The 19,209-nt window shown below is 65.1% G+C and carries 18 protein-coding genes; 14 read left to right on the top strand and 4 right to left on the bottom strand.

Annotation, left to right across the window (positions count from 1 at the left end):
• Window positions 1–402: MgtC/SapB family protein (locus tag B3873_RS21945; protein WP_286869072.1), on the bottom strand; the 402-nt coding region annotated here is incomplete at its 3' end.
• Window positions 403–619: 217 nt separating this feature from the next.
• Between B3873_RS21945 and B3873_RS21940 the strand changes: the two genes are divergently transcribed.
• The 8 genes from B3873_RS21940 to B3873_RS21905 all read left to right on the top strand — a co-directional run bounded on the left by B3873_RS21940 (window position 620) and on the right by B3873_RS21905 (window position 9,283).
• The gene (locus B3873_RS21940) at window positions 620–1,321 is read left to right on the top strand and encodes an SDR family oxidoreductase (protein ID WP_134221529.1); all 702 of its coding nucleotides are present in this window, start codon (window positions 620–622) and stop codon (window positions 1,319–1,321) included.
• A gap of 228 nt (window positions 1,322–1,549) precedes the next feature.
• Window positions 1,550–2,434, top strand: coding sequence for an AraC family transcriptional regulator (locus tag B3873_RS21935; protein ID WP_039789074.1), 885 nt, complete (start codon window positions 1,550–1,552; stop codon window positions 2,432–2,434).
• A 166-nt stretch (window positions 2,435–2,600) separates the two neighbouring features.
• Window positions 2,601–3,521, top strand: coding sequence for an ABC transporter substrate-binding protein (locus B3873_RS21930; RefSeq protein ID WP_286869071.1), 921 nt, complete (start codon window positions 2,601–2,603; stop codon window positions 3,519–3,521).
• 58 nt (window positions 3,522–3,579) lie between these two features.
• A complete protein-coding gene (locus tag B3873_RS21925; protein ID WP_286869070.1) occupies window positions 3,580–5,082 on the top strand; it encodes a sugar ABC transporter ATP-binding protein in 1,503 nt (500 codons plus the stop codon).
• Entirely contained in the window at window positions 5,048–6,058 is a 1,011-nt protein-coding gene (locus B3873_RS21920; RefSeq protein WP_414651564.1) for an ABC transporter permease, read from the top strand. Before B3873_RS21925 ends, B3873_RS21920 begins: the two co-directional genes overlap by 35 nt.
• 52 nt (window positions 6,059–6,110) lie before the next feature.
• Window positions 6,111–6,842, top strand: coding sequence for an SDR family oxidoreductase (locus B3873_RS21915; RefSeq protein WP_039789070.1), 732 nt, complete (start codon window positions 6,111–6,113; stop codon window positions 6,840–6,842).
• A gap of 45 nt (window positions 6,843–6,887) precedes the next feature.
• Window positions 6,888–8,543 (top strand): FGGY-family carbohydrate kinase, encoded by a 1,656-nt coding sequence (locus B3873_RS21910; RefSeq protein WP_286869069.1) that lies wholly within the window; start codon window positions 6,888–6,890, stop codon window positions 8,541–8,543.
• A 14-nt stretch (window positions 8,544–8,557) separates the two neighbouring features.
• On the top strand, window positions 8,558–9,283 hold the full coding sequence (locus B3873_RS21905) for an SDR family oxidoreductase (RefSeq protein WP_134137198.1): 726 nt from the start codon (window positions 8,558–8,560) through the stop codon (window positions 9,281–9,283).
• Between the two features lie 106 nt (window positions 9,284–9,389).
• Here the strand turns inward: B3873_RS21905 and B3873_RS21900 are convergent, their stop codons facing one another.
• Complete coding sequence (locus B3873_RS21900) at window positions 9,390–9,605, bottom strand: glycine zipper 2TM domain-containing protein (RefSeq protein WP_006465163.1); 216 nt, start codon at window positions 9,603–9,605, stop codon at window positions 9,390–9,392.
• Window positions 9,606–9,855: 250 nt separating this feature from the next.
• Here B3873_RS21900 and B3873_RS21895 point away from each other — a divergent pair, with 250 nt between their 5' ends.
• Window positions 9,856–10,935, top strand: a complete 1,080-nt coding sequence (locus B3873_RS21895; protein WP_134221535.1) for an alpha/beta fold hydrolase — start codon at window positions 9,856–9,858, stop codon at window positions 10,933–10,935.
• Between the two features lie 14 nt (window positions 10,936–10,949).
• Window positions 10,950–11,696: a hypothetical protein gene (locus tag B3873_RS21890; RefSeq protein WP_286869067.1), complete on the top strand. Its 747-nt coding sequence runs from the start codon at window positions 10,950–10,952 to the stop codon at window positions 11,694–11,696.
• Between the two features lie 15 nt (window positions 11,697–11,711).
• On the opposite strand, the gene B3873_RS21885 is transcribed toward B3873_RS21890, so the two are convergent.
• Complete coding sequence (locus B3873_RS21885) at window positions 11,712–12,872, bottom strand: GGDEF domain-containing protein (RefSeq protein ID WP_039789058.1); 1,161 nt, start codon at window positions 12,870–12,872, stop codon at window positions 11,712–11,714.
• Window positions 12,873–13,045: 173 nt separating this feature from the next.
• A complete protein-coding gene (locus B3873_RS21880; protein WP_286869066.1) occupies window positions 13,046–14,047 on the bottom strand; it encodes an AraC family transcriptional regulator in 1,002 nt (333 codons plus the stop codon).
• A gap of 89 nt (window positions 14,048–14,136) precedes the next feature.
• On the opposite strand from B3873_RS21880, the gene B3873_RS21875 reads away from it, so the two are divergent.
• The 4 genes from B3873_RS21875 to B3873_RS21860 all read left to right on the top strand — a co-directional run.
• Window positions 14,137–15,405, top strand: coding sequence for an MFS transporter (locus B3873_RS21875; protein ID WP_286869064.1), 1,269 nt, complete (start codon window positions 14,137–14,139; stop codon window positions 15,403–15,405).
• 212 nt (window positions 15,406–15,617) lie between these two features.
• Window positions 15,618–16,238: a glutathione S-transferase family protein gene (locus tag B3873_RS21870; RefSeq protein ID WP_286869063.1), complete on the top strand. Its 621-nt coding sequence runs from the start codon at window positions 15,618–15,620 to the stop codon at window positions 16,236–16,238.
• Between the two features lie 62 nt (window positions 16,239–16,300).
• Complete coding sequence (locus B3873_RS21865; protein ID WP_286869062.1) at window positions 16,301–18,364, top strand: pyridoxamine 5'-phosphate oxidase family protein; 2,064 nt, start codon at window positions 16,301–16,303, stop codon at window positions 18,362–18,364.
• A gap of 92 nt (window positions 18,365–18,456) precedes the next feature.
• Window positions 18,457–19,209, top strand: a 753-nt coding sequence (locus B3873_RS21860) for a LysR family transcriptional regulator (RefSeq protein ID WP_286869061.1), incomplete at its 3' end; no start/stop codon positions are given.

Raw genomic sequence — 19,209 nt, 5'->3', positions numbered from 1 at the left:
CAGGGTGTTTGCGGCCAGCACGAAGAGGGTGGCCAGGATCGCTTCCAGGATCAGGTCGGCACCCGCCGCAGCCCCCACTGCCGCCGAGCCCCACAAAGTGGCTGCAGTATTGATGCCGCGCACGTTGCCTTCCTCGCGCATGATCGCGCCCGCGCCCAGGAAGCCCACCCCCGAGACCACATAAGCCACCACATGCACCGCCCCTTCGTGACCGCCCATGCGATTGGCCATGTCGACGAAGACCGCCGCGCCCAGGGCCACCAGCACATTGGTGCGCAGGCCGGCGGTACGTTGCCGGTACTGGCGTTCCAGCCCGATCAGGCCACCCAGGATGAAGGCGGCCGTCAGGCTGATGGAGGTATCGAGCAGGGATTCGAGATTGATGTTGGCGATGATTTGCATGGGACTTCCGGTACGTTCATGAGGCCGCACGAGGGCCGGGCTGCGCAATGGTGCGCGATGATGCCCCAGAAATGCAACAGGGACATGACAAATTCCGGATCACCCATTGCGCTTCTCGTCCCCTGCACGCGGCATCGACACGAACTACAATCGCCAATCCCGTGCGAGAGGTCGAGATTTTCCGCGCGGCAAGATCACTTATCCACAAGGAGTTTCCATGAGCAGCAAAGTAGCCCTGATCACCGCCGCCGGCAGCGGCATGGGTGCCGCCGCCGCGCGCCGCCTGGCGGCCGATGGCTTCCAGGTCGGCATCCTGTCTTCCTCCGGCCGTGGCGAGGCGCTGGCCGCCGAGCTGGGCGGCATCGGCGTGACCGGCTCGAACCAGTCAGTGGACGACCTGCAAAAACTGGTCGACCAGGCCGTGGCCCGCTGGGGCCGCGTGGATGTGCTGGTCAACAGCGCCGGCCATGGTCCGCGCGCTCCCATCCTCGACATCACCGATGAAGACTGGCATCGCGGCATGGATACCTACCTGCTCAACGTCATCCGTCCCACGCGCCTGGTGACGCCGCTGATGCAGGCACAGGGCGGCGGGGCCATCATCAACATCTCGTCGGCCTGGGCCTTCGAACCCTCCGACATGTTCCCGACCTCGGCCGTATTTCGTGCCGGGCTGGCCGCGTTCACCAAGCTATTCGCCGACAAGTACGCCCCCGAAAACATCCGCATCAACAACGTGCTGCCGGGCTGGATCGACAGCCTGCCACAACGTGAGGAACGCCGCGCCGGCGTGCCCATGCAGCGCTATGGCACCAGCGAGGAAGTGGCCGCGACCATCGCTTTCCTGGCTTCCTCCGGTGCCGGCTACATCACCGGCCAGAACATCAAGGTCGATGGTGGACTGATGCGTTCCGTGTAATACAGCCATCCCGACCGACACGACGGCTCTGCTTTGCAGGGCCGTTTTGCTGCGCGGCATCGTATTTCATTCTCCACCCCTTCTTGCGCAAAAAAGTATCAGTCCTTCCTCGCTGGTGATGTAGAAGCCGCAGCCAGAGGGGCACTAAGATGCAGCACATGATGAAAACTGACAACAGCGATTTGTCAGTTTCAATAAGGAAAATGCTCTCGATTGAGAGGAGACACGATGCAGCCCGACCTGGAACTGGTCCATATCCGCAAGGGCGAATCCTTTGCGGCATGGATGCACGGCTACCCCTTCCGTACCGTGCGCTGGCACTACCATCCGGAGTACGAGATCCACCTCGTGGTGGCGACCTCGGGACGTTTCTACGTCGGTGACCACATCGGCGACTTCGCGCCGGGCCAGCTGGTGATGACCGGTCCCAATCTTCCGCAGAACTGGATTTCCGACATCGGCCGCGATGAGGTGGTCCCCGTGCGCTCGCTGGTGATCCAGTTTCCCGAGCAACTGGTGGATCAATGCGCCGCCAGCATCCCCGAGATGGACGCCATCATGCCGCTGCTCGAACGCAGCCATCGCGGCCTGCTGTTCGATGCCGCCACCAGCGACACGGTGCGTCCGCTGATGCAGCGCCTGATCGACCAGCGCGGCTTGAAGCGCCTCGCCCTGTTCTGGGAAATCCTCGACGTGCTGGCCAACTCGCCCGAGCCGGAAGTGCTGGCCAGCCTCTCCTACAAGCTGGACCTGTCAGGCGTGAACAGCAGCGGGCTCAACCGTGCCATCGCCTATCTGCGCGAACACCTCACCGATGACATCGGCGAACAGGACCTGGCCGACATGGTGGGGCAGAACCTGAGCACCTTCTCGCGCGCCTTCAAGCGCCACACGGGAACCACGCTGGTGCGCTACAAGAACCAGCTGCGCGTGGATCTGGCCTGTCTCGCGCTGCTCAACAATCCGGAAGCACGCATCACCGACATCTGCTACGAGACCGGGTTTTCCAATCTCTCCAATTTCAACCGCCACTTCCAGAAGATCAAGGGCATGTCGCCTTCGGAGTTTCGCAATACCTTTGCCAGCAACGGCCTTTTTGCCGCGACCGGATAGCGTCGGACGCAATTCGAAAATCATTTAGTTCATTTCCTCGTCAAGGAAAACCGCATTCAGGAAAGCCCCCGCTTTCCGGAACAGGACAGGTGTTGCCTGTCACTTCGCAACGAGCATGCCGGGCAATCCCGTCATCAAGCACACACCAACAACAATGGAGACTGCAATGAAGAAAGCACTGACCACACTGGCCTTGTCCACCGCCACGCTGGTGGCGTTCACCGCACCGGCGAGCGCCCAGGAACTGTCCAAGCTCAAGATCGGCATGAGCTTCCAGGAAATGAACAATCCGTATTTCGTCTCGATGAAAAAGGCTCTCGATGATGCGGCCAAGTCCTTCGGTGCCAAGGTCATCGTCACCGATGCTGCCCACAACGTGGCCAAGCAGATCGCCGACATCGAAGACATGCTGCAGCAGAACATCGACATCCTGCTCATCAACCCGACCGACTCCGCCGGCGTGGAAGCGGCAGTCAAAGCCGCCAAGGCGCGCAACGTGATCGTGGTGGCGGTCGATGCCAATGCCTCCGGTCCGGTGGACATGTTCGTCGGTTCCAAGAACAAGGATGCCGGCTACCAGTCCTGCCGCGCACTGGCCGATGCCATCGGCGGCAAGGGCGAAGTGGCGATCCTCGACGGCATCCCCGTGGTGCCGATCCTGCAGCGCGTGGAAGGCTGCAAGCAGGCCCTCGGCGAATACAAGGACATCAAGCTGGTGGCCACCCAGAACGGCCGCCAGGACCGCTCGGTGGCGCTGGGCGTGGTGGAGAACATGATCCAGTCGCGCCCCAACCTGAAGGGCATCTTCTCCGTCAATGACGGCGGTGCGATGGGCGCACTGGCCGCCATCCAGGGCAGCGGCAAGGACATCAAGCTGACCTCGGTGGACGGCGCGCCCGAAGCCGTCAAGGCGATTGCCGATGGCGGGCCCTTCATCGAGACCACCGCGCAATTCCCGCGTGACCAGGTGCGCGTGGGCCTGGCCATGGCGCTGGCCAAGAAGTGGGGCGCACGCGTGGTGCCCAAGGAAGTGCCCATCGACGTCATGCCGGTGACCAAGAAGAACGCGGCCGGCTTCAGCTGGTAAGCCGCTGGCGCGGCGGCCTTCGTCCGTCGCGCCTTCCTTTCCCTTGATGGAGGCAGCCATGCTCCAACTGACTGGTATCAAGAAGAACTTCGGCCCGGTGACGGTGCTGCGCGGCGTCGACCTGCAGGTGCGCGCCGGTGAAGTGCACGCCCTGCTGGGCGAGAACGGCGCGGGCAAGTCCACGCTGATGAAGATCCTGTGCGGCATCGTCACACCCGATGCGGGCGAGATCCGCATCGATGGACAGGCCTGCCGTTTTGCCAGCTATCACGAGGCCATCGCCGCCGGTGTCGGTGTGGTGTTTCAGGAATTCTCGCTGATCCCTTATCTGGATGCGGTGGACAACATGTTCCTGGCACGCGAGTTGCGCAGTTCGTTCGGCCTGTTGCAGCGTGCGGCGATGAAGCGCCGCGCGGCGCAGATCATCGCGCAGCTGGGCGTGGAAATTCCGCTGGAGGTGCCGGTGTGCAAGCTCTCGGTGGCGCAGCAGCAGTTCGTCGAGATCGCCAAAGCGCTGGCGCTTGATGCCCGCATCCTGGTGCTGGACGAACCGACCGCGACCCTTACGCCCGGCGAGGTCGAGCACCTGTTCAAGGTGATGCGCGGCCTGCGCGAGCAGGGCGTGGCGATCATCTTCATCTCGCACCATCTGGAAGAAATCTTCGAGATCTGCGACCGCATCAGCGTGCTGCGCGATGGTGCGTACATCGGCACTTGTGCGGTGAGTGAAGTGGACCAGGCGCGTCTGGTGGAAATGATGGTGGGGCGGCGCATCGAGAACTGCTTCCCGCCCAAGCCGGCCGCCGCGGCCGAGGGCGACGTGGTGCTGGAAGTGCAGGCCTTGCAGCTCAAGCGCAATGGCCCGGTGTCGCGTTTCCAGTTGCGGCGCGGCGAGATCCTGGGCTTTGCCGGCCTGGTCGGCTCGGGCCGCACCGAGACCGTACTGGCCATGCTGGGCGCGCATCCGGCGGCGCAGTGCAAGCTCTCCATGCACGGTGTGCCGTTGCGCTTTGCCGATCCGGCACAAGCCCTGCAAGCAGGCATCGGCCTGCTGCCGGAAAGCCGCAAGGAGCAGGGACTCATTACCAGCTTCCCCATCCTGCACAACATCTCGCTGAACAATTACGGCAAGTATCGCGCGGGTGGCCTGTTCCTGGATCGCCGCCGCGAAGCTGAAGCGACCCGCATCGCCATGCAGCGCGTGCGCGTGAAAGCGCCGGATGCGCATGCGCGGGTCGATACGCTGTCCGGCGGCAACCAGCAGAAGGTGGTGATCGCACGCTGGATCAATCACAACATGCAGGTGCTCATTTTCGATGAACCCACACGCGGCATCGATGTAGGTGCCAAGGCCGAGATCTATCAGCTCATGCGCGAATTCACCGCGCAGGGCTATTCCATCATCATGATTTCTTCCGAGTTGCCGGAGGTGGTCGGCATGTCCGACCGGGTCTGCGTCTTCAAGGGCGGCGGCATCGTCGCCACCGTCGAAGGGGATGCCGTGACCGCCGAAGAAATCATGACCCATGCCACCACCGGGAGACTCCACCATGCAGCATGAAGCCAATACCCTGGGCAGCGCCCCCGCGCGCGCCTCATCGCAGGCGCGCTGGCGCGCCCTGATCCATTCACCGCTGGCACTGCCGCTGGCCGGGCTGATCGTGGTCTCGCTCCTGATGGGGCTGGCCTCGGACAATTTCTTCACCGTCTCCAACTGGCTCAACGTGCTGCGCCAGGTGTCCATCGTCGGCATCCTCGCCGTGGGCATGACCTTCGTCATCCTTACCGGCGGCATCGATCTGTCGGTCGGTGCGGCCATGGCGCTGGCCGGTACCTTGTCGGCCGGGCTGATCGTCAACAGCGGCCTGCCCGCCCCGGTGGCGCTGCTGGCCGGGGTTGCGCTGGCAGTAGGCATTGGCCTGCTTAATGGCGCACTCGTGGCCTGGGGCCGCATGCCGGCCATCATCGTCACGCTGGCCACCATGGGCGTGGCGCGCGGGGTCGGCCTGATCTACTCGGGTGGCTATCCGATCTCGGGTCTGCCCGGCTGGATCTCGTGGTTCGGCGTGGGCCGCATCGGCATGATCCCGGTGCCGGTGATCCTGATGCTGGTGGTCTATGCACTGGCCTGGGTGCTGCTGCAGCGTACCCCCTTCGGCCGCCATGTCTATGCCATCGGCGGCAATGAGATGGCGGCGCGTTTGTCGGGCGTGAAGACCACGCGCATCAAGCTGGCGGTGTATGCGATTTCCGGTTTCACCTCGGGCCTGGCCGCGATCATTTTGACGGGCCGCCTGATGTCGGGCCAGCCCAATGCGGGCGTGGGCTTCGAGCTGGATGCGATTGCCGCCGTGGTGCTGGGCGGCACTGCCATTGCCGGTGGACGCGGGCTGGTGGTGGGCACGCTCATCGGCGCGGTGCTGCTGGGCATCCTCAACAATGGCCTGAACCTGATGGGCATCAATCCCTATCTGCAGGACATCATTCGCGGCGTGATCATCCTGCTGGCGATCTATATCGCCCGGGAATGGCGCTGAGCATTTCCATTCCTTTTTTTCATACTTGATTTCATTCACAAGGAGACAGAACATGCCCCAATCTCTCGCAGGCAAGATCGCCGTCATCACCGGTGCCGCCTCCGGCATCGGCCTGGCCACCACCGAAAAACTGCTGGCCAATGGCGTGACCGTGGTCATGGTGGACTGGAATGCCAAAGCGCTGGATGAACTGGCAGCCCGCCTCGGTCCGCAGGCCATCCCGCAGGTCACCAATCTGCTGGACGCCGACAGCTGCGCGGCGATGGTGCCGGAGATCCTGGCCAAGGTCGACCACATCGACATCCTCTACTGCAATGCCGGCACCTACATCGGCGGCGAGCTGGTCGATACCACGCCCGAGGCCATCGACAAGATGCTCAACCTCAACGTCAATGCGGTGATGAAGAACGTGCATGCCGTGGCACCGCACATGATCGCGCGCAAGACCGGCGACATCATCGTCACCTGTTCGGTGGCCGGGCATTTCCCGACTTACTGGGAGCCGGTCTATGCCGGTTCCAAATGGGCCATCACCTGCTTCGTGCAGACCATGCGACGCCAGATGATCCCGCATGGCGTGCGCGTCGGACAGGTCTCACCCGGCCCGGTGATCTCGGCGCTGCTGGCCGACTGGCCGGAAGAGAACCTGCGCAAGGCCAAGGAATCGGGCAGCCTGATCGAGCCCTCGGAGGTAGCCGATGCGATCGAGTACATGCTGACCCGCAACCGCAATGTGACCATCCGCGATATGCTCGTGCTCCCCACCAATTTCGATCGCGTGTGAGTGAGCAACGCGGCAGGTGGCCCTTTTCCAAACCAGCGAGGAAAGATGGAGACCTATCTGATCGGCATCGATGTCGGCACCGGCTCGGCCCGGGCCGGCGTATTTGATCGCAGCGGCAAGCTGTGTGGCAGCGCGAAACATGACATCGATCTCTTCCGCGACGAGCGCCGCGCGCGCGTCGAACAATCCAGTGCCCAGATCTGGGACGCGGTATGCCATGCGGTGCGCGGCGCCGTCGCCAGGGCCAGCATCGATCCGGCCAGCGTGACCGGCATCGGCGTGGATGCCACCTGTTCGCTGGTGGTGCAAGGCGCACCGGCCGGCGTGGGCGATGCCGGCCATCCCGAGCGCGACGTGATCGTGTGGATGGATCACCGTGCGCTGGAGCAGGCGCAGCGCATCAATGCGGGAGGGCATGCGGTGTTGTCCTATGTGGGCGGCGTGATTTCGCCGGAGATGGAAACGCCCAAGCTGCTGTGGTTGAAGGAACACCTGCCGGAGGTGTATGACGGCGCTGCGCAGTTCTTCGATCTCACTGACTTCCTGACCTGGAAGGCGACGGGTTCGCTGCAGCGCTCGTCCTGCACCGTGACCTGCAAGTGGACCTATCTTGCCCATGAAGGGCGCTGGGATGCGGATTACTTCCGCCACATCGGCCTGGGCGATCTGGCCGAGGAAGGCTTTGCACGCATCGGCCAGGAAGTGGTGTGGCCCGGTACCGCTTTGAATGGCGGCTTGTCGCCCGAGGCTGCGCAGCAATTGCAGTTGCGGCCCGGCATCGCGGTGGCGGCGGGACTGATCGATGCGCATGCGGGTGGCGTCGGCACGGTCGCCGCGCGCGGTGGTGCGGAGGATGCCGCGGCTTGCATGGCCTATGTGTTCGGTACCTCGTCCTGCACCATGACCAGCAATGCCGAGGCAGTCTTCGTGCCCGGTGTGTGGGGCCCGTATTACAACGCCATGGCCCCCGGCATGTGGCTCAACGAAGGCGGACAGTCGGCCGCGGGTGCGGCCATCGATCATCTGCTGACGCTGCATCCGGCTACGCCGCAAGCGCGCGAGCTGGCCGCCGCTGACGGGATGGAATTGCCGCAGTGGCTGGCCGCACGCGCGCTGGCCTCGGTGGCGCAGCCGGCGCAGGCAGTCTGGCTGGCCGGACAGATCAACGTGGTGCCGGAATTCCTCGGCAACCGTTCACCGCTGGCCGATCCGCAGGCCCGCGCGGTGCTGCTGGGGCTGGGCATGGAGCACGACATCGACAGCCTGGTGGCGCTCTATGTCGCCGGCTTGTGCAGCCTGGGGTATGGCCTGCGCCAGATCATCGAGGCGCAGGCGGCATGCGGGGTGCGCATTGCCAGCATTTCGGTCTCGGGCGGCGCGGGTACGCATCCGCTGACGCGCCAGTTGCTGGCCGATGCCACCGGCCTGCCGGTGGAAATCACCGCCTGTCCTGAGCCGGTGCTGCTGGGATCGGCCATGCTGGCGGCGGTTGCTGCGGGCACGCATGCCGACCTGCAGAGCGCCATGGCGGCCATGTCCAGCGTGGCCGGGCGCAATGCGCCGACAGGGGAGGCCATCGGCCGCCTGCACGAGGCGCGGTACCAGGCCTTTCTCAAGAGCCAGCAACTGGCGCGCGAGGTACGCGACAGCCTGGCCCCGCTGCTGGCGGCGCAGTCCGCGCCGGCCACAGCGGCTCACTGAATGGAGACAAGCAGATGGAATTTTCAGGAACATCGGTCATCATCACCGGGGCCGGCAAAGGCATAGGCCGCGCCTGCGCACGCTTGATGGCGCAGCGCGGTGCCGAGGTGATCGCCTTGTCGCGCACCGCCAGCGACCTGGCCAGCCTGCGCGAAGAAATCGGCTCACGCTCGGTGCAGGTCGACCTGGCCGATCCGGCCGCCGCCCGGCGCGCCATGGAGCAGGCCGGTACTGCGGACTTTCTCATCAACAGCGCCGGCATCAACGTATTGCAATCCAGTACCGAGATGACCGATGCAGGCTATGAAGCCGTGCTGGGGGTGAACCTGCGCGCGGCCCTCATCACCTGCCAGTCCTTCGCCCGTGCGCGTATCGCGGCCGGTGGCGGCGGGGCCATCGTCAACATCACCTCCATTGCAGGCCATCGCGGCTTTGCCGAACATCTGTGCTATGCCGCCTCCAAGGCCGGTCTGGAAGGGGCGACGCGGGTGCTGGCCAAGGAGCTGGGGGCGCATGGCATTCGCGTCAATGCGGTCGCTCCCACCATCACCCTGACCGAACTGGCCGAGGCAGCCTGGAGCGATCCGGCCAAGTCGGCCCCGATGATGGTGCGCCATCCCTTGCAGCGCTTCGCCTCCGCCGAGGACGTGGCGCGCAGCATCGCCATGCTGCTGTCGGCGGATGCAGCCATGCTGACAGGGGCAGTGGTGCCGGTGGATGGCGGCTTCCTGGCGGTCTAGCGGTGCCTGCCATTGCGTGCTTCAGACGCGACAAGGGCGACCCGAAGGCCGCCCTGGCGAAGCTGCTGCGGCCGTCGCCGCGCAAACTTGACGAAACTTGACGGGATCAGCGGCCGATCTGGTGACCGATCACACCGCCCACGGCGGCACCACCAGCCGTACCGATGCCGCTGCCACCGGTGAGGATGGCACCGCCGACGGCACCCACGGTGGCGCCGATGGCCGTGTTCTTGTCGCGGGTGCTCATGTTGCTGCAGCCGGTCATGGCGGTCAGCGCGATGGCAGTGACGGAAATGGCAGCGATCTTGTGAAGTGTTTTCATGATTTTTTCCTGATCGTAAATAAAGACTTGTTCCCGAAGTTTTTTGAATGAGGGTCCGGCTCGCGCATGCTGCCCGAGGGCGCCGTGCTTGCGGGAGCGGGTATGGCAATAGACCAGCTCGATCTCGAAAAGATTCGAGTTGCAACACGTTCTCTTACAGTTGTTACATACTCTGGCCTGCGCCGTACCAGCCCTTGGGAAGAGGGTGAGAGGGCGTGTAATTTTTACAATAATCGGACCAGAGAACCTCATGACTTTGACCTCAAGCCTGCGCCGGGCCGCCCGCCTGTTGCTCACCTCCGCCACGCTGCTGCTGGCGGCCGTTCCGCTGCACGCCGCCGAACCGCCCAAGCCGGTCGAAGGTAGCTGGGTGGCACCGCGCTTCCAGTTCCATACCGGCCAGACCCTGGACAACCTGCGCCTGCACTACGTCACCCTGGGCGAGCGCAGCAACCCGGCGGTGCTGGTGCTGCACGGCACCTACCAGAGCGCCGGTGCGATGCTGTCCAAGGACTTCGGCGGCCAGCTCTTTGGCCCTGGCCAGCCGCTGGATGCCAGCAAGTACTTCATCATCATTCCGGACGGCATCGGCGTGGGCAAATCCACCAAGCCTTCCGACGGCCTGCGCGCGGCCTTCCCGCAATACAACTATGACGACATGGTGCTGGCGCAATACCGCATGCTGACCGAAGGCATGGGCATTTCGCACCTGCGCCTGATCATCGGCAATTCCATGGGCGGCATGCAGACCTGGATCTGGGGCGGCACCTATCCCGGCTTTGCCGATGGCCTGGTGCCGATGGCCTCGCAGCCGACCGAAATGGCCAGCCGCAACTGGATGATGCGGCGCATGCTGGTGGAGTCGATCAAGCAGGACCCGGCCTGGAACAACGGCAACTACACCACCCAGCCGCCGTCGCTGCGCCTGGCCAACAACATGTTCGTCTTCGCCACCAATGGCGGCACGCTGGCCTACCAGGCCATCGCCGGTACGCATGCCCAAGCCGACAAGCTGGTCGACGAGCGCCTGGCCGCGCCGGTGACGGCGGATGCCAATGACTTCATCTACCAGTGGGGTTCCTCGGCCGACTACAACGCCGCGCCGGGTCTGTCGAAGATCAAGGTGCCGGTGCTGGCCATCAATTCCGCCGACGATGAACGCAACCCTCCCGAGACCGGCATCATGCAGGCCGCGCTGAAGGAAGTGCCGGGCGCACAGCTGCTGCTGATCCCGGCCAGCGCCGAGACGCGTGGCCATGGCACCACCGGCATGGCGCGCTTCTACGTGCGCGAGCTGACGCAGTTCATCCAGGGCCTGCCTGCCCGCTGACGCCGGAGCCAGTGATGCACAAGCGCAACGGGCGTGCCGGCCTAGTGCTGGCCGTGCTGCTGCTGGCCGCCGCGGTGCGGCCGGCGCAGGCCGGTACCGGCTACTACCTGGTCAGCGTCTATTCCGACCCAGGCCAGTGGACGCTGGATTACAAGTACTGGAACGCCAAGGCCAGCGTCGGCCCGCCGATCGGCTCGCCCGAGGTGGGGATCGCTTATGGCGTCAATTCGCGCTGGTACACCGAGCTGTATGGCGTGACCCAGCAGGATGCCGTGCAGGGCACGCAGATGCTGAGCATGAACTGGCAGAACGATGTCCTGCTCACGCAAGGGGAATATCCCTTCGACCTGGCCATCCACACCGATGTCGGCCAGTATCGCAACAGCCAGCGCGACGGCTATTCACTGGAGTGGGGGCCGGCGCTGCAAACCGAATGGTGGCGCACGCAGTTCAACGCCAACCTGTTCCTGCAGCGTGACTACCGCAGCCAGCGCGATGGGCCGACACAACTGGTCTATCAATGGCAGGTACGCCAGCACTGGCGGCCCTGGTTCAACTTCGGGCTGCAGGGCTTCGGCGAGCTGGGACGATGGGATCACTGGGCCACGCGCGATCAGCAGTCGCATCGCGCCGGACCGGCGCTGTTCGGTACGCTGCGCATGGGGCATCAGTTCGTGAAATACGAGGCCGCCTACCTGTTCGGCAGCAATGCCACCCTCAGTGCGCGTACCTTCACCATGCGGCTGCAAGTGGGCTTCTGACAGGCGCTCTGCGCCTTATCCTGCGGTGTAAAGTTCATATCCGCTCTTTCCCCGGTGCTTGACGTGATACATGGCGGCATCGGCCTGCTCCAGCAGGCGTGACAGGTCTTGCCCGTGGCTGGGATAAAGGCTGATGCCGATACTGGCGCCCAGGACGAATTGCTGGTGCCCGACCTCGATGGGGGCCGCCAGTTTGGCCAGCAGCTTCTTGGCGATTTCCGGGGCCTGGTCCTGGCGTTCCAGCTGGGTGGCGATCACGGTGAATTCATCCCCGCCCAGGCGTGCGCAGATGTCGGTGCTGCGCACCGCTTCCTTGAGCCGCTGCGCCACGCACATGAGCACCTTGTCGCCGACCGCATGGCCGGCCTGGTCGTTGACGGGTTTGAAGTTGTCCAGGTCGATGTAATACACCGCCACCAGATGATGCGGACGGGTGGCCAGCAGCAGCGCCTGGTCGAACAGGTTGTTCATGAAATGCTTGTTGTAGAGGCCGGTGAGCGGATCCTTGAACGCCATTTTGAGCGCCTTGGCCTCGGCCTGGATCAGGCGGCGGTGGAACAGCGCCAGAATGGCCGTGAGCAGGCTCGTGTACTGCAGCGCCACCAGTGCCGTGCCCAGCAGGAAGCCGTAGCGCAGCCAGGGCGGATAGAAGTGTCCGATCAGCCCGCCGCTGGCCCAGTGCAGCGTCAGCGCAATACAGGCCGTGGCCATGCAGCGGCGGATCAGCGGCGGGCAGTCGAGTTTGTCGTGCAGGATCATCCACGACAGGCTGCCCAGCGCGAACACGTTGAAGAGGGCATAGCTGGTGCTCTTGATGAGCGGCAGCGCCAGCTGGTTGTCGGACCACAGCATCCACAGCCCGGCGGCGACTGCCGCCACCCCCACGGCGCGTACCAGCAGCGTTCTCTGCTGCAGATCGAAGAAGCGCACGAAGCCCATCACCAGCAGCACCTTTTCCAGGATCAGGAAACTGCCATACACCGGATTGGCCAGCGCCAGTTCACCCAGCGGCGTGAGATACAGCACCGCCAGCCGGCCCAGCAGGGCACAGCTGATGGCGGCGGCAAACCAGTTGGCACCGGGTGGCGTGCGCGGGATGCGCGCGGCCAGCAGGAACAGCGCGATGAAGACGCAATACACTCCGGCCCCGAAGGCGTGCACGATCTGATAATGCATAGCGTCCCCTTGCGCTTTGCTATCCGCCTGCCCCGGCAGGCTAGTCCCCTCTGGCGATCATAGCCAAGCGGAATGGGCGCGTACAGGGGGAAATGAAGGCTTCTTCACACATCCCTTCCGGCAACATTTCCGATGCGCAAAGGCAGTCCGGAAACGCAAGCCCCGTGCGGCATTCAGCCCAGGCGAGCTGCGCTGGGCGGATGCCCGATGATGCGCTTGAATGCGCGGCTGAACGATGCTTCCGAATCGTAGCCCACCCGGTTGGCCACCACCGCCACCCGCAAGCCGTCGCGGGCGATCCAGTGGCGCGCCTGGAACATCTTGACGCGGGCCACGTACTTGGCCGGCGTCTCCCCCACCGTGGCCGAAAACTTCTCGATGAAGCTGGAACGCGAGGCCCCCATCAAGGCCGCCAGTTCATTGACCGACCAGTCGCGTTCGGGATGCTGGTGCACCGCCGCCAGCACCCGTCCGACCAGCGGGCAGCGCACTGCGGCGATCCAGCCGCTGGCATCGCTGCAGGCACATTCCACCCAGCCACGGATGATGCTGGCGGCCAGCACGTCAGCCAGGCGCGCCAGGATGCCGCAGCCGCCGATGCGGTTGAGCGCCACTTCGCGCTCCATCGCATCGAGCAGCGCCAGCACCGCCGGATCGCGCTGGGCCAGGTCGCAGGCGCGCATGGCCTCGGGCATCATCATCAAGAGCGGGTGCAGCGGGTCCAGGTTGAAGCGCAGCGTACCCGAGAACACCACGTGCGTCGGCGGCGCGGGGGCAGCGTCGGATTGGGCATGCGCACTGTCATCGACCAGGAACAGATTGTCCGCCACCGCCTTGCGGGCCAGCTTGCCGATCTCCACCGTCGGCAGGGCGCGCGCACTGGCCAGCGCATGCGCCGAGCCGCGCGGCAGCAGTACCGCATCGCCTGCATTGAGCTGCAGCCAGTCGTCCTGGCCGACCTGCATCCAGCAACTGCCTTGGGCGATGAAGTGGAAGGTCGCCTCGCGCCGCGCCGGGAAGGCCACCGCCCAGGGTTCGTGCAGCACGTAGCGCGCGTACTCGACGCCATCAAGCCGCAGGCCCAGCAGGATCTCGGTCAGCGGATCGACGCCATCGGCGGGACGGTCCTTGGGGGCGCACTCAGTGATTTCCGGGAGATTTGGACGAATAGTCATATCTGTGCGAAATATCGGCATGGAAAGTCCAGACATTTAACCATAGACTGCGCTACCCAGTCATGAAACGTCACAAGAAAGGTTTTCCCATGTCCAACCCCGGCATCATCGAGGCCCCGCTGACCGAGACGGCGGCCCCGGCCAGCGCCTCTGCGGCCCCTGCCCACAAGGCAGCGCAGGAGCTCCCGGCCAACTGGAGCGGCATTGCCAGCCTGGCGCTGGGCGTCTTCAGCCTGGTCACCGCTGAATTCCTCCCCGCCAGCCTGCTCACGGCCATCGCCACCGACCTGCACGTCTCCGACGGCGCTGCCGGCCAGGCCGTCACGGCCACCGCCATCGTCGGTGCCGTGGCCGCGCCCAGCATCCCGCTGCTGACCCGCAACATCGACCGCAAGCGCGTGGTGCTGATGCTGACCCTGCTGCTGCTGGTCTCCAACCTCATGGCCGTGCTGGCCCCCAATCTGCCGATCCTGCTGGTGGCGCGCGTGCTGCTGGGCGTGGCGCTGGGCGGCTTCTGGTCGATGGCGGCGGCGCTGGCCATGCGCCTGGTGCCGGATCATCTCTTCGCACGGGCCATGTCGCTGATCCTCACCGGGGTCTCGGTGGCGACCGTGTGCGCAGCGCCCATCGGTGCTTACATGGGCAACCTGTGGGGCTGGCGCAGCGCCTTCATTGCCGCCGGCGTGGTCAGCCTGGTGGCCTTCGCCATCCAGTGGATCGCGATTCCGCGCCTGCCGCCCAAGGACCATCCCAGCCTCAAGGTGCTGGCTGAACTGCTCGGCCGCAAGGATGTGCGGGTGGCGCTGATGGCGGTGCTGCTGGTGGTGTCCGGGCACTTCGCCGGCTTTACCTACATCCGCCCGTTGATGGAGCAGATCACCCACATGTCGGTGGCGACCATCTCGGCGGTGCTGCTGGGCTATGGCGTGGGCGGCTTCTTCGGCAACTTTGCCGGGGGCTTCATCGCCGAGCGCAGCGAACGCTATGCCATCGTCAGCGGCGGCACGCTCATCGCGCTGCTGGCGGCTTCCCTGTGGGTGGCGGGCAGCTCGCCGGTGGTGGCGGCCATCGCCATCACGCTGTGGGGCTTTGCCTTCGGCGCCTTCCCGGTGGGCTTCCAGACCTGGATCGTGCGCGCCGCGCCGGACCATGCGGAAGGCGCGGGCGGCCTGATGGTGGCGGCGTTCCAGGTGGCCATTGCCAGTGGCGCGATCGGTGGCGGCGTACTGGTCGATCACGTGGGTGCGCTGGGCGGCCCCATCTTCGCGGTGATCGCCATCAGCCTGGGCACCTTGCTCACGTTACGCTATGGACCTCGTGGCGGCGGTGCGCCGGTGGCGGGCAATGCGCATTTCTGAACGGATGCGCCGGGTCCAGTGCTGACCCGATGTGAGCGCCTGACGGCTTCCGGCTTTTCACCGGAAGCCGTTTTCATTTCCGCCGCATTATTCCTCCCTGTGCAATAAAGAAGTGCCGATGGCACGGATTCTCTTCATCCGCGCTTGGCTCCACACTGGCATCACGGTCAAGGAACACTCCATGACCGACCCAACCCACCAGGAGCCCTCCCATGAAGATCCATCATTTCTCCCTCTCCGGCCACGCTCATCGCGCCGTCCTGTTCGCTTCGCTGCTGGGCCTGGAGGCCGAGCTGATTCACGTGGACCTGGCCGCTGGCGCCCACAAGCAGCCGGCCTTCCTCGCCTTGAACCCTTTCGGCCAGGTGCCGGTGCTGGAAGATGGGGATGTCGTCATCGCCGACTCCAACGCCATCCTGGTCTACCTGGCAAAGAAGGCGGGACGCACCGACTGGCTGCCCGAGGATGCCCAGGGTGCCGCCAACGTGCAGCGCTGGCTGTCGGTGGCCGCTGGTGAGCTGGCCTATGGTCCGGCTGCCGCACGCCTCATTACCGTGTTCGGCGCCCGTTTCAATCCGGAAGAAGTGATCCAGCGCGCCCACCTGCTGCTGGGTCGCATGGAACAGCATCTGGCAAACCGCGCATGGCTGGCCGCCGATCACCCGACCATCGCCGATGTGGCTGTCTACAGCTATCTGGTGGCGGCACCCGAAGGCAATGTCGACCTGAGCGGCTACCCGTCGGTGCTGCGCCTGCTGCAAGGGATCGAGGCCCTGCCGGGCTTTGTGCCCTTCCCGAGGACGGCGGCGGGTCTGCGCGCGGCGCAGGTCTGAGTTTTCCAATAGTCACGTCATCCCGCGCCGCGTGTTTGCAGTTTCTTTTCGAGAGGTCCGCCATGAGTGCATCCCCCAAGTCCCCCGTCTGGCATGCCGGCGAGAAGCAGCTGCAAGCGCAACTCGGCGTGGCCGACAAGATGGAATCCGTAGGCCAGCGCGTGATACGCGACTTCATGCCCGAGCAGCACCGCGATTTCTACGGCCAGTTGCCCTTCATCGTAGTGGGCAGCGTCGATCCCTCGGGGGATGCGTGGGCGACTTTCCTTGAAGGTCGTCCGGGTTTTCTGGCTTCGCCCTCGCCGACCCGGCTTGACATGCATGCTCGTCCCGCAGCGGAGGATCCGGCGGCGGCCGGGATGTCGGCAGGCGCGCCGGTCGGCCTGCTCGGCATCGAGATGCACACGCGCCGCCGCAATCGCATGAATGGTGTGCTCGCACCGCTGGCCGACGGATGGCGCGTGCAGGTGGACCAGAGCTTCGGCAATTGCCCGCGCTACATCCAGCTGCGCGACTATTCCTTTGCCCAGGATCCTGCCGAAGCGCGCAACGTGCAGGCGGAGTCGCTGGACACGCTGGACGCATCCGCGCACGCGCTGATCGCCAGCGCCGATACCTTCTTCGTTGCGACCTATGCCGATCTGGATGACCGGCGCCAGGTCGATGTCTCCCATCGCGGCGGCAAGCCGGGTTTCGTGCGGGTGGATGGTGAGGGCGTGCTGACCGTGCCGGACTTCAACGGCAACCTGTTCTTCTCCACGCTGGGCAACATCGTGCTCAATGGTCGCGCAGGTTTGCTCTTCATCGACCATGCCAGCGGGGACGTGTTGCAGATGACGGGACAAGCCGAGGTCATTCTTGACTCGCCCGAGATCGCCGCGTTCGAGGGGGCCGAGCGACTGTGGACCTTCCGCCCGCAGCGCATCGTGCGCCGCCGTGCGGCACTGGCCTTGCGCTGGGCATTCCAGGAGCATGCGTTTTCATCGTATGCGCTGATGACGGGCGACTGGCAGCAAGCCGCCGAGCGCCTGCGCGCCCAGGCCCTGGCGGGCCAGTGGCGCAGCCTGAAGGTGGCGCGCATCGTGCAGGAAAGCGAGACCATCCGCTCCTTCCACCTGGTGGCCGACGATGGCGCCGGGCTGCTGCCGGCGTTGCCCGGCCAGCACCTGCCGATCCGGGTGCGTACCGAGGCCGGTGCCGCGCCGTTGATCCGCACCTATACCCTGTCGTCGGCACCGCATGAGGGGCATTACCGCATCAGCGTCAAGCGCGAGGGCGTGGTATCACAGTACCTGCATGCGCAGCTGCGCGAGGGCGACCGCATCGAGGCGCGCGCCCCGGCGGGAGACTTCACGCTCGATACCGCCACGGACAGACCGGTGGTGCTGCTGGCCGGTGGCGTCGGCATTACACCGATGATGGCCATGCTGCGCCATATCGTTCAGGAAGGATTGCGTCGCCAGCGCATGCGCCCGGCCATCTTGTTTTATGCCGCACGCACGCTGGGCGAGCGCGCCTTCGACGCCGAGCTGGCCGAGCTGGTGGCGGCCTCGCGCGGTGCGGTGAGACTGGTTCGCGTGCTCAGCGACACCACCGGCGCGCGTGAGGGCGACGCGTTCGATGCCGCCGGCCGTATCGACATGAACCTGCTCTCGCGCAGCCTGCCGTTTGGCGATTACGAGTTCTACCTGTGCGGTCCGGGCGGCTTCATGCAGGGGCTCTACGATGGCTTGCGCGGCTTCGGCATCAGCGACGAGCGCATCCATGCCGAAGCCTTTGGTCCGGCCTCGCTCACCCGCACTGGCAACACCGTCGCCGCGGCGGTGCCGCTGGCACCGGTGGCCGAAACGGCCGTCCCGGTGATCTTCATGGAAAGCCTCAAGGAAGCCCGCTGGACGCCGGATTCCGGCAGCTTGCTGGAGCTGGCCGAAGCGCGCGGCCTGTCGCCGGAGTTCAGTTGCCGCGAAGGCCACTGCGGGAGTTGCCGCACCCGCTTGCTGGCCGGGGAAGTGACTTACCTGAAGCCACCGCAGGCCAGCGTGGGCGAAGGCGAGGTGCTGCTGTGCTGTGCGCGCCCGGCCAAGCCCTCCGGAACCGATGCACCGCGCCTGGAACTGGCGCTGTGAGGGCGATATGAAGGCCCTGGCAAGTCCTCCGTCCTGATGCCCCTGAAGAGGGCATAATGCGACCTTCTCCGACAGGCAGGGAAGGAAGGCACATGGACCGATGGCTGGCAATGCGAATCTTCGTGCAAGTGGCCGAGACTGCCAGTTTTGCCAAGGCGGCGCGGCAGATGCAGTTGAGTGCACCGGTGGTCACCCGCACCGTGGCGGGGCTGGAAGAACTGGTCGGTGCGCGGCTGCTGGTACGCACCACGCGTTCGGTCAAGACCACTGAAGCCGGGGCGCGCTATCTGGAAGACTGCCGTCGCATCCTCGCTGAAATCGCCGAAGCCGAAGCGGCTGCGGCCGGCCATTACGACCAGCCCTCGGGCACGCTGTCGGTGACGGCGGCCTTGCTGTTCGGGCAGTTGCATGTGCTGCCCATCGTTACCGAATATCTCGATCTCTATCCGGGCATGCGGGCCCGGACTTTCTTCGTGGACCGCCCGGTCAACATCGTGGAAGAGGGCATGGATGTGGCGGTGCGCATCGGCCATCTGCCTGATTCGGGATTCACGGCCATCCAGGTCGGTTCGGTCAGCCGCGTGATCTGTGCCTCGCCCGACTATCTGCGCCAGCATGGCACGCCGGCCTCGCCCGCCGATCTGAAGCAGCATCGCATCGTCACGTCCACCAGCGCCTGGGCTTCGCCGGAATGGCGCTTTGCCGATGGCCAGCGCGTGGTGGTCGACGCGGCGCTGCAGACCAATACCAATGAAGCCGCCATCAGCACCGCCCGCCAGGGCTGGGGCTTGACGCGCGTGCTGGCCTATCAGGTGGCGGCCGACTTGCAGGCCGGGCGCCTGCGA

It is taken from the genome of Herbaspirillum sp. UBA812 (genome assembly GCF_002296545.1).
GTDB lineage: Bacteria > Pseudomonadota > Gammaproteobacteria > Burkholderiales > Burkholderiaceae_D > Herbaspirillum > Herbaspirillum huttiense.
This window is presented reverse-complemented; position numbering and strand designations above follow the sequence as displayed.

What these genes read in the sequence shown, in the direction of transcription:
- B3873_RS21940 (WP_134221529.1), top strand. Translation starts at nt 620, where the DNA reads ATGAGCAGCAAAGTAGCCCTGATCACCGCCGCCGGCAGCGGCATGGGT.
- B3873_RS21935 (WP_039789074.1), top strand. Translation starts at nt 1,550, where the DNA reads ATGCAGCCCGACCTGGAACTGGTCCATATCCGCAAGGGCGAATCCTTT.
- B3873_RS21930 (WP_286869071.1), top strand. Translation starts at nt 2,601, where the DNA reads ATGAAGAAAGCACTGACCACACTGGCCTTGTCCACCGCCACGCTGGTG.
- B3873_RS21925 (WP_286869070.1), top strand. Translation starts at nt 3,580, where the DNA reads ATGCTCCAACTGACTGGTATCAAGAAGAACTTCGGCCCGGTGACGGTG.
- B3873_RS21920 (WP_414651564.1), top strand. Translation starts at nt 5,048, where the DNA reads ATGCCACCACCGGGAGACTCCACCATGCAGCATGAAGCCAATACCCTG.
- B3873_RS21915 (WP_039789070.1), top strand. Translation starts at nt 6,111, where the DNA reads ATGCCCCAATCTCTCGCAGGCAAGATCGCCGTCATCACCGGTGCCGCC.
- B3873_RS21910 (WP_286869069.1), top strand. Translation starts at nt 6,888, where the DNA reads ATGGAGACCTATCTGATCGGCATCGATGTCGGCACCGGCTCGGCCCGG.
- B3873_RS21905 (WP_134137198.1), top strand. Translation starts at nt 8,558, where the DNA reads ATGGAATTTTCAGGAACATCGGTCATCATCACCGGGGCCGGCAAAGGC.
- B3873_RS21900 (WP_006465163.1), bottom strand. Translation starts at nt 9,605, where the DNA reads ATGAAAACACTTCACAAGATCGCTGCCATTTCCGTCACTGCCATCGCG.
- B3873_RS21895 (WP_134221535.1), top strand. Translation starts at nt 9,856, where the DNA reads ATGACTTTGACCTCAAGCCTGCGCCGGGCCGCCCGCCTGTTGCTCACC.
- B3873_RS21890 (WP_286869067.1), top strand. Translation starts at nt 10,950, where the DNA reads ATGCACAAGCGCAACGGGCGTGCCGGCCTAGTGCTGGCCGTGCTGCTG.
- B3873_RS21885 (WP_039789058.1), bottom strand. Translation starts at nt 12,872, where the DNA reads ATGCATTATCAGATCGTGCACGCCTTCGGGGCCGGAGTGTATTGCGTC.
- B3873_RS21880 (WP_286869066.1), bottom strand. Translation starts at nt 14,047, where the DNA reads ATGACTATTCGTCCAAATCTCCCGGAAATCACTGAGTGCGCCCCCAAG.
- B3873_RS21875 (WP_286869064.1), top strand. Translation starts at nt 14,137, where the DNA reads ATGTCCAACCCCGGCATCATCGAGGCCCCGCTGACCGAGACGGCGGCC.
- B3873_RS21870 (WP_286869063.1), top strand. Translation starts at nt 15,618, where the DNA reads ATGAAGATCCATCATTTCTCCCTCTCCGGCCACGCTCATCGCGCCGTC.
- B3873_RS21865 (WP_286869062.1), top strand. Translation starts at nt 16,301, where the DNA reads ATGAGTGCATCCCCCAAGTCCCCCGTCTGGCATGCCGGCGAGAAGCAG.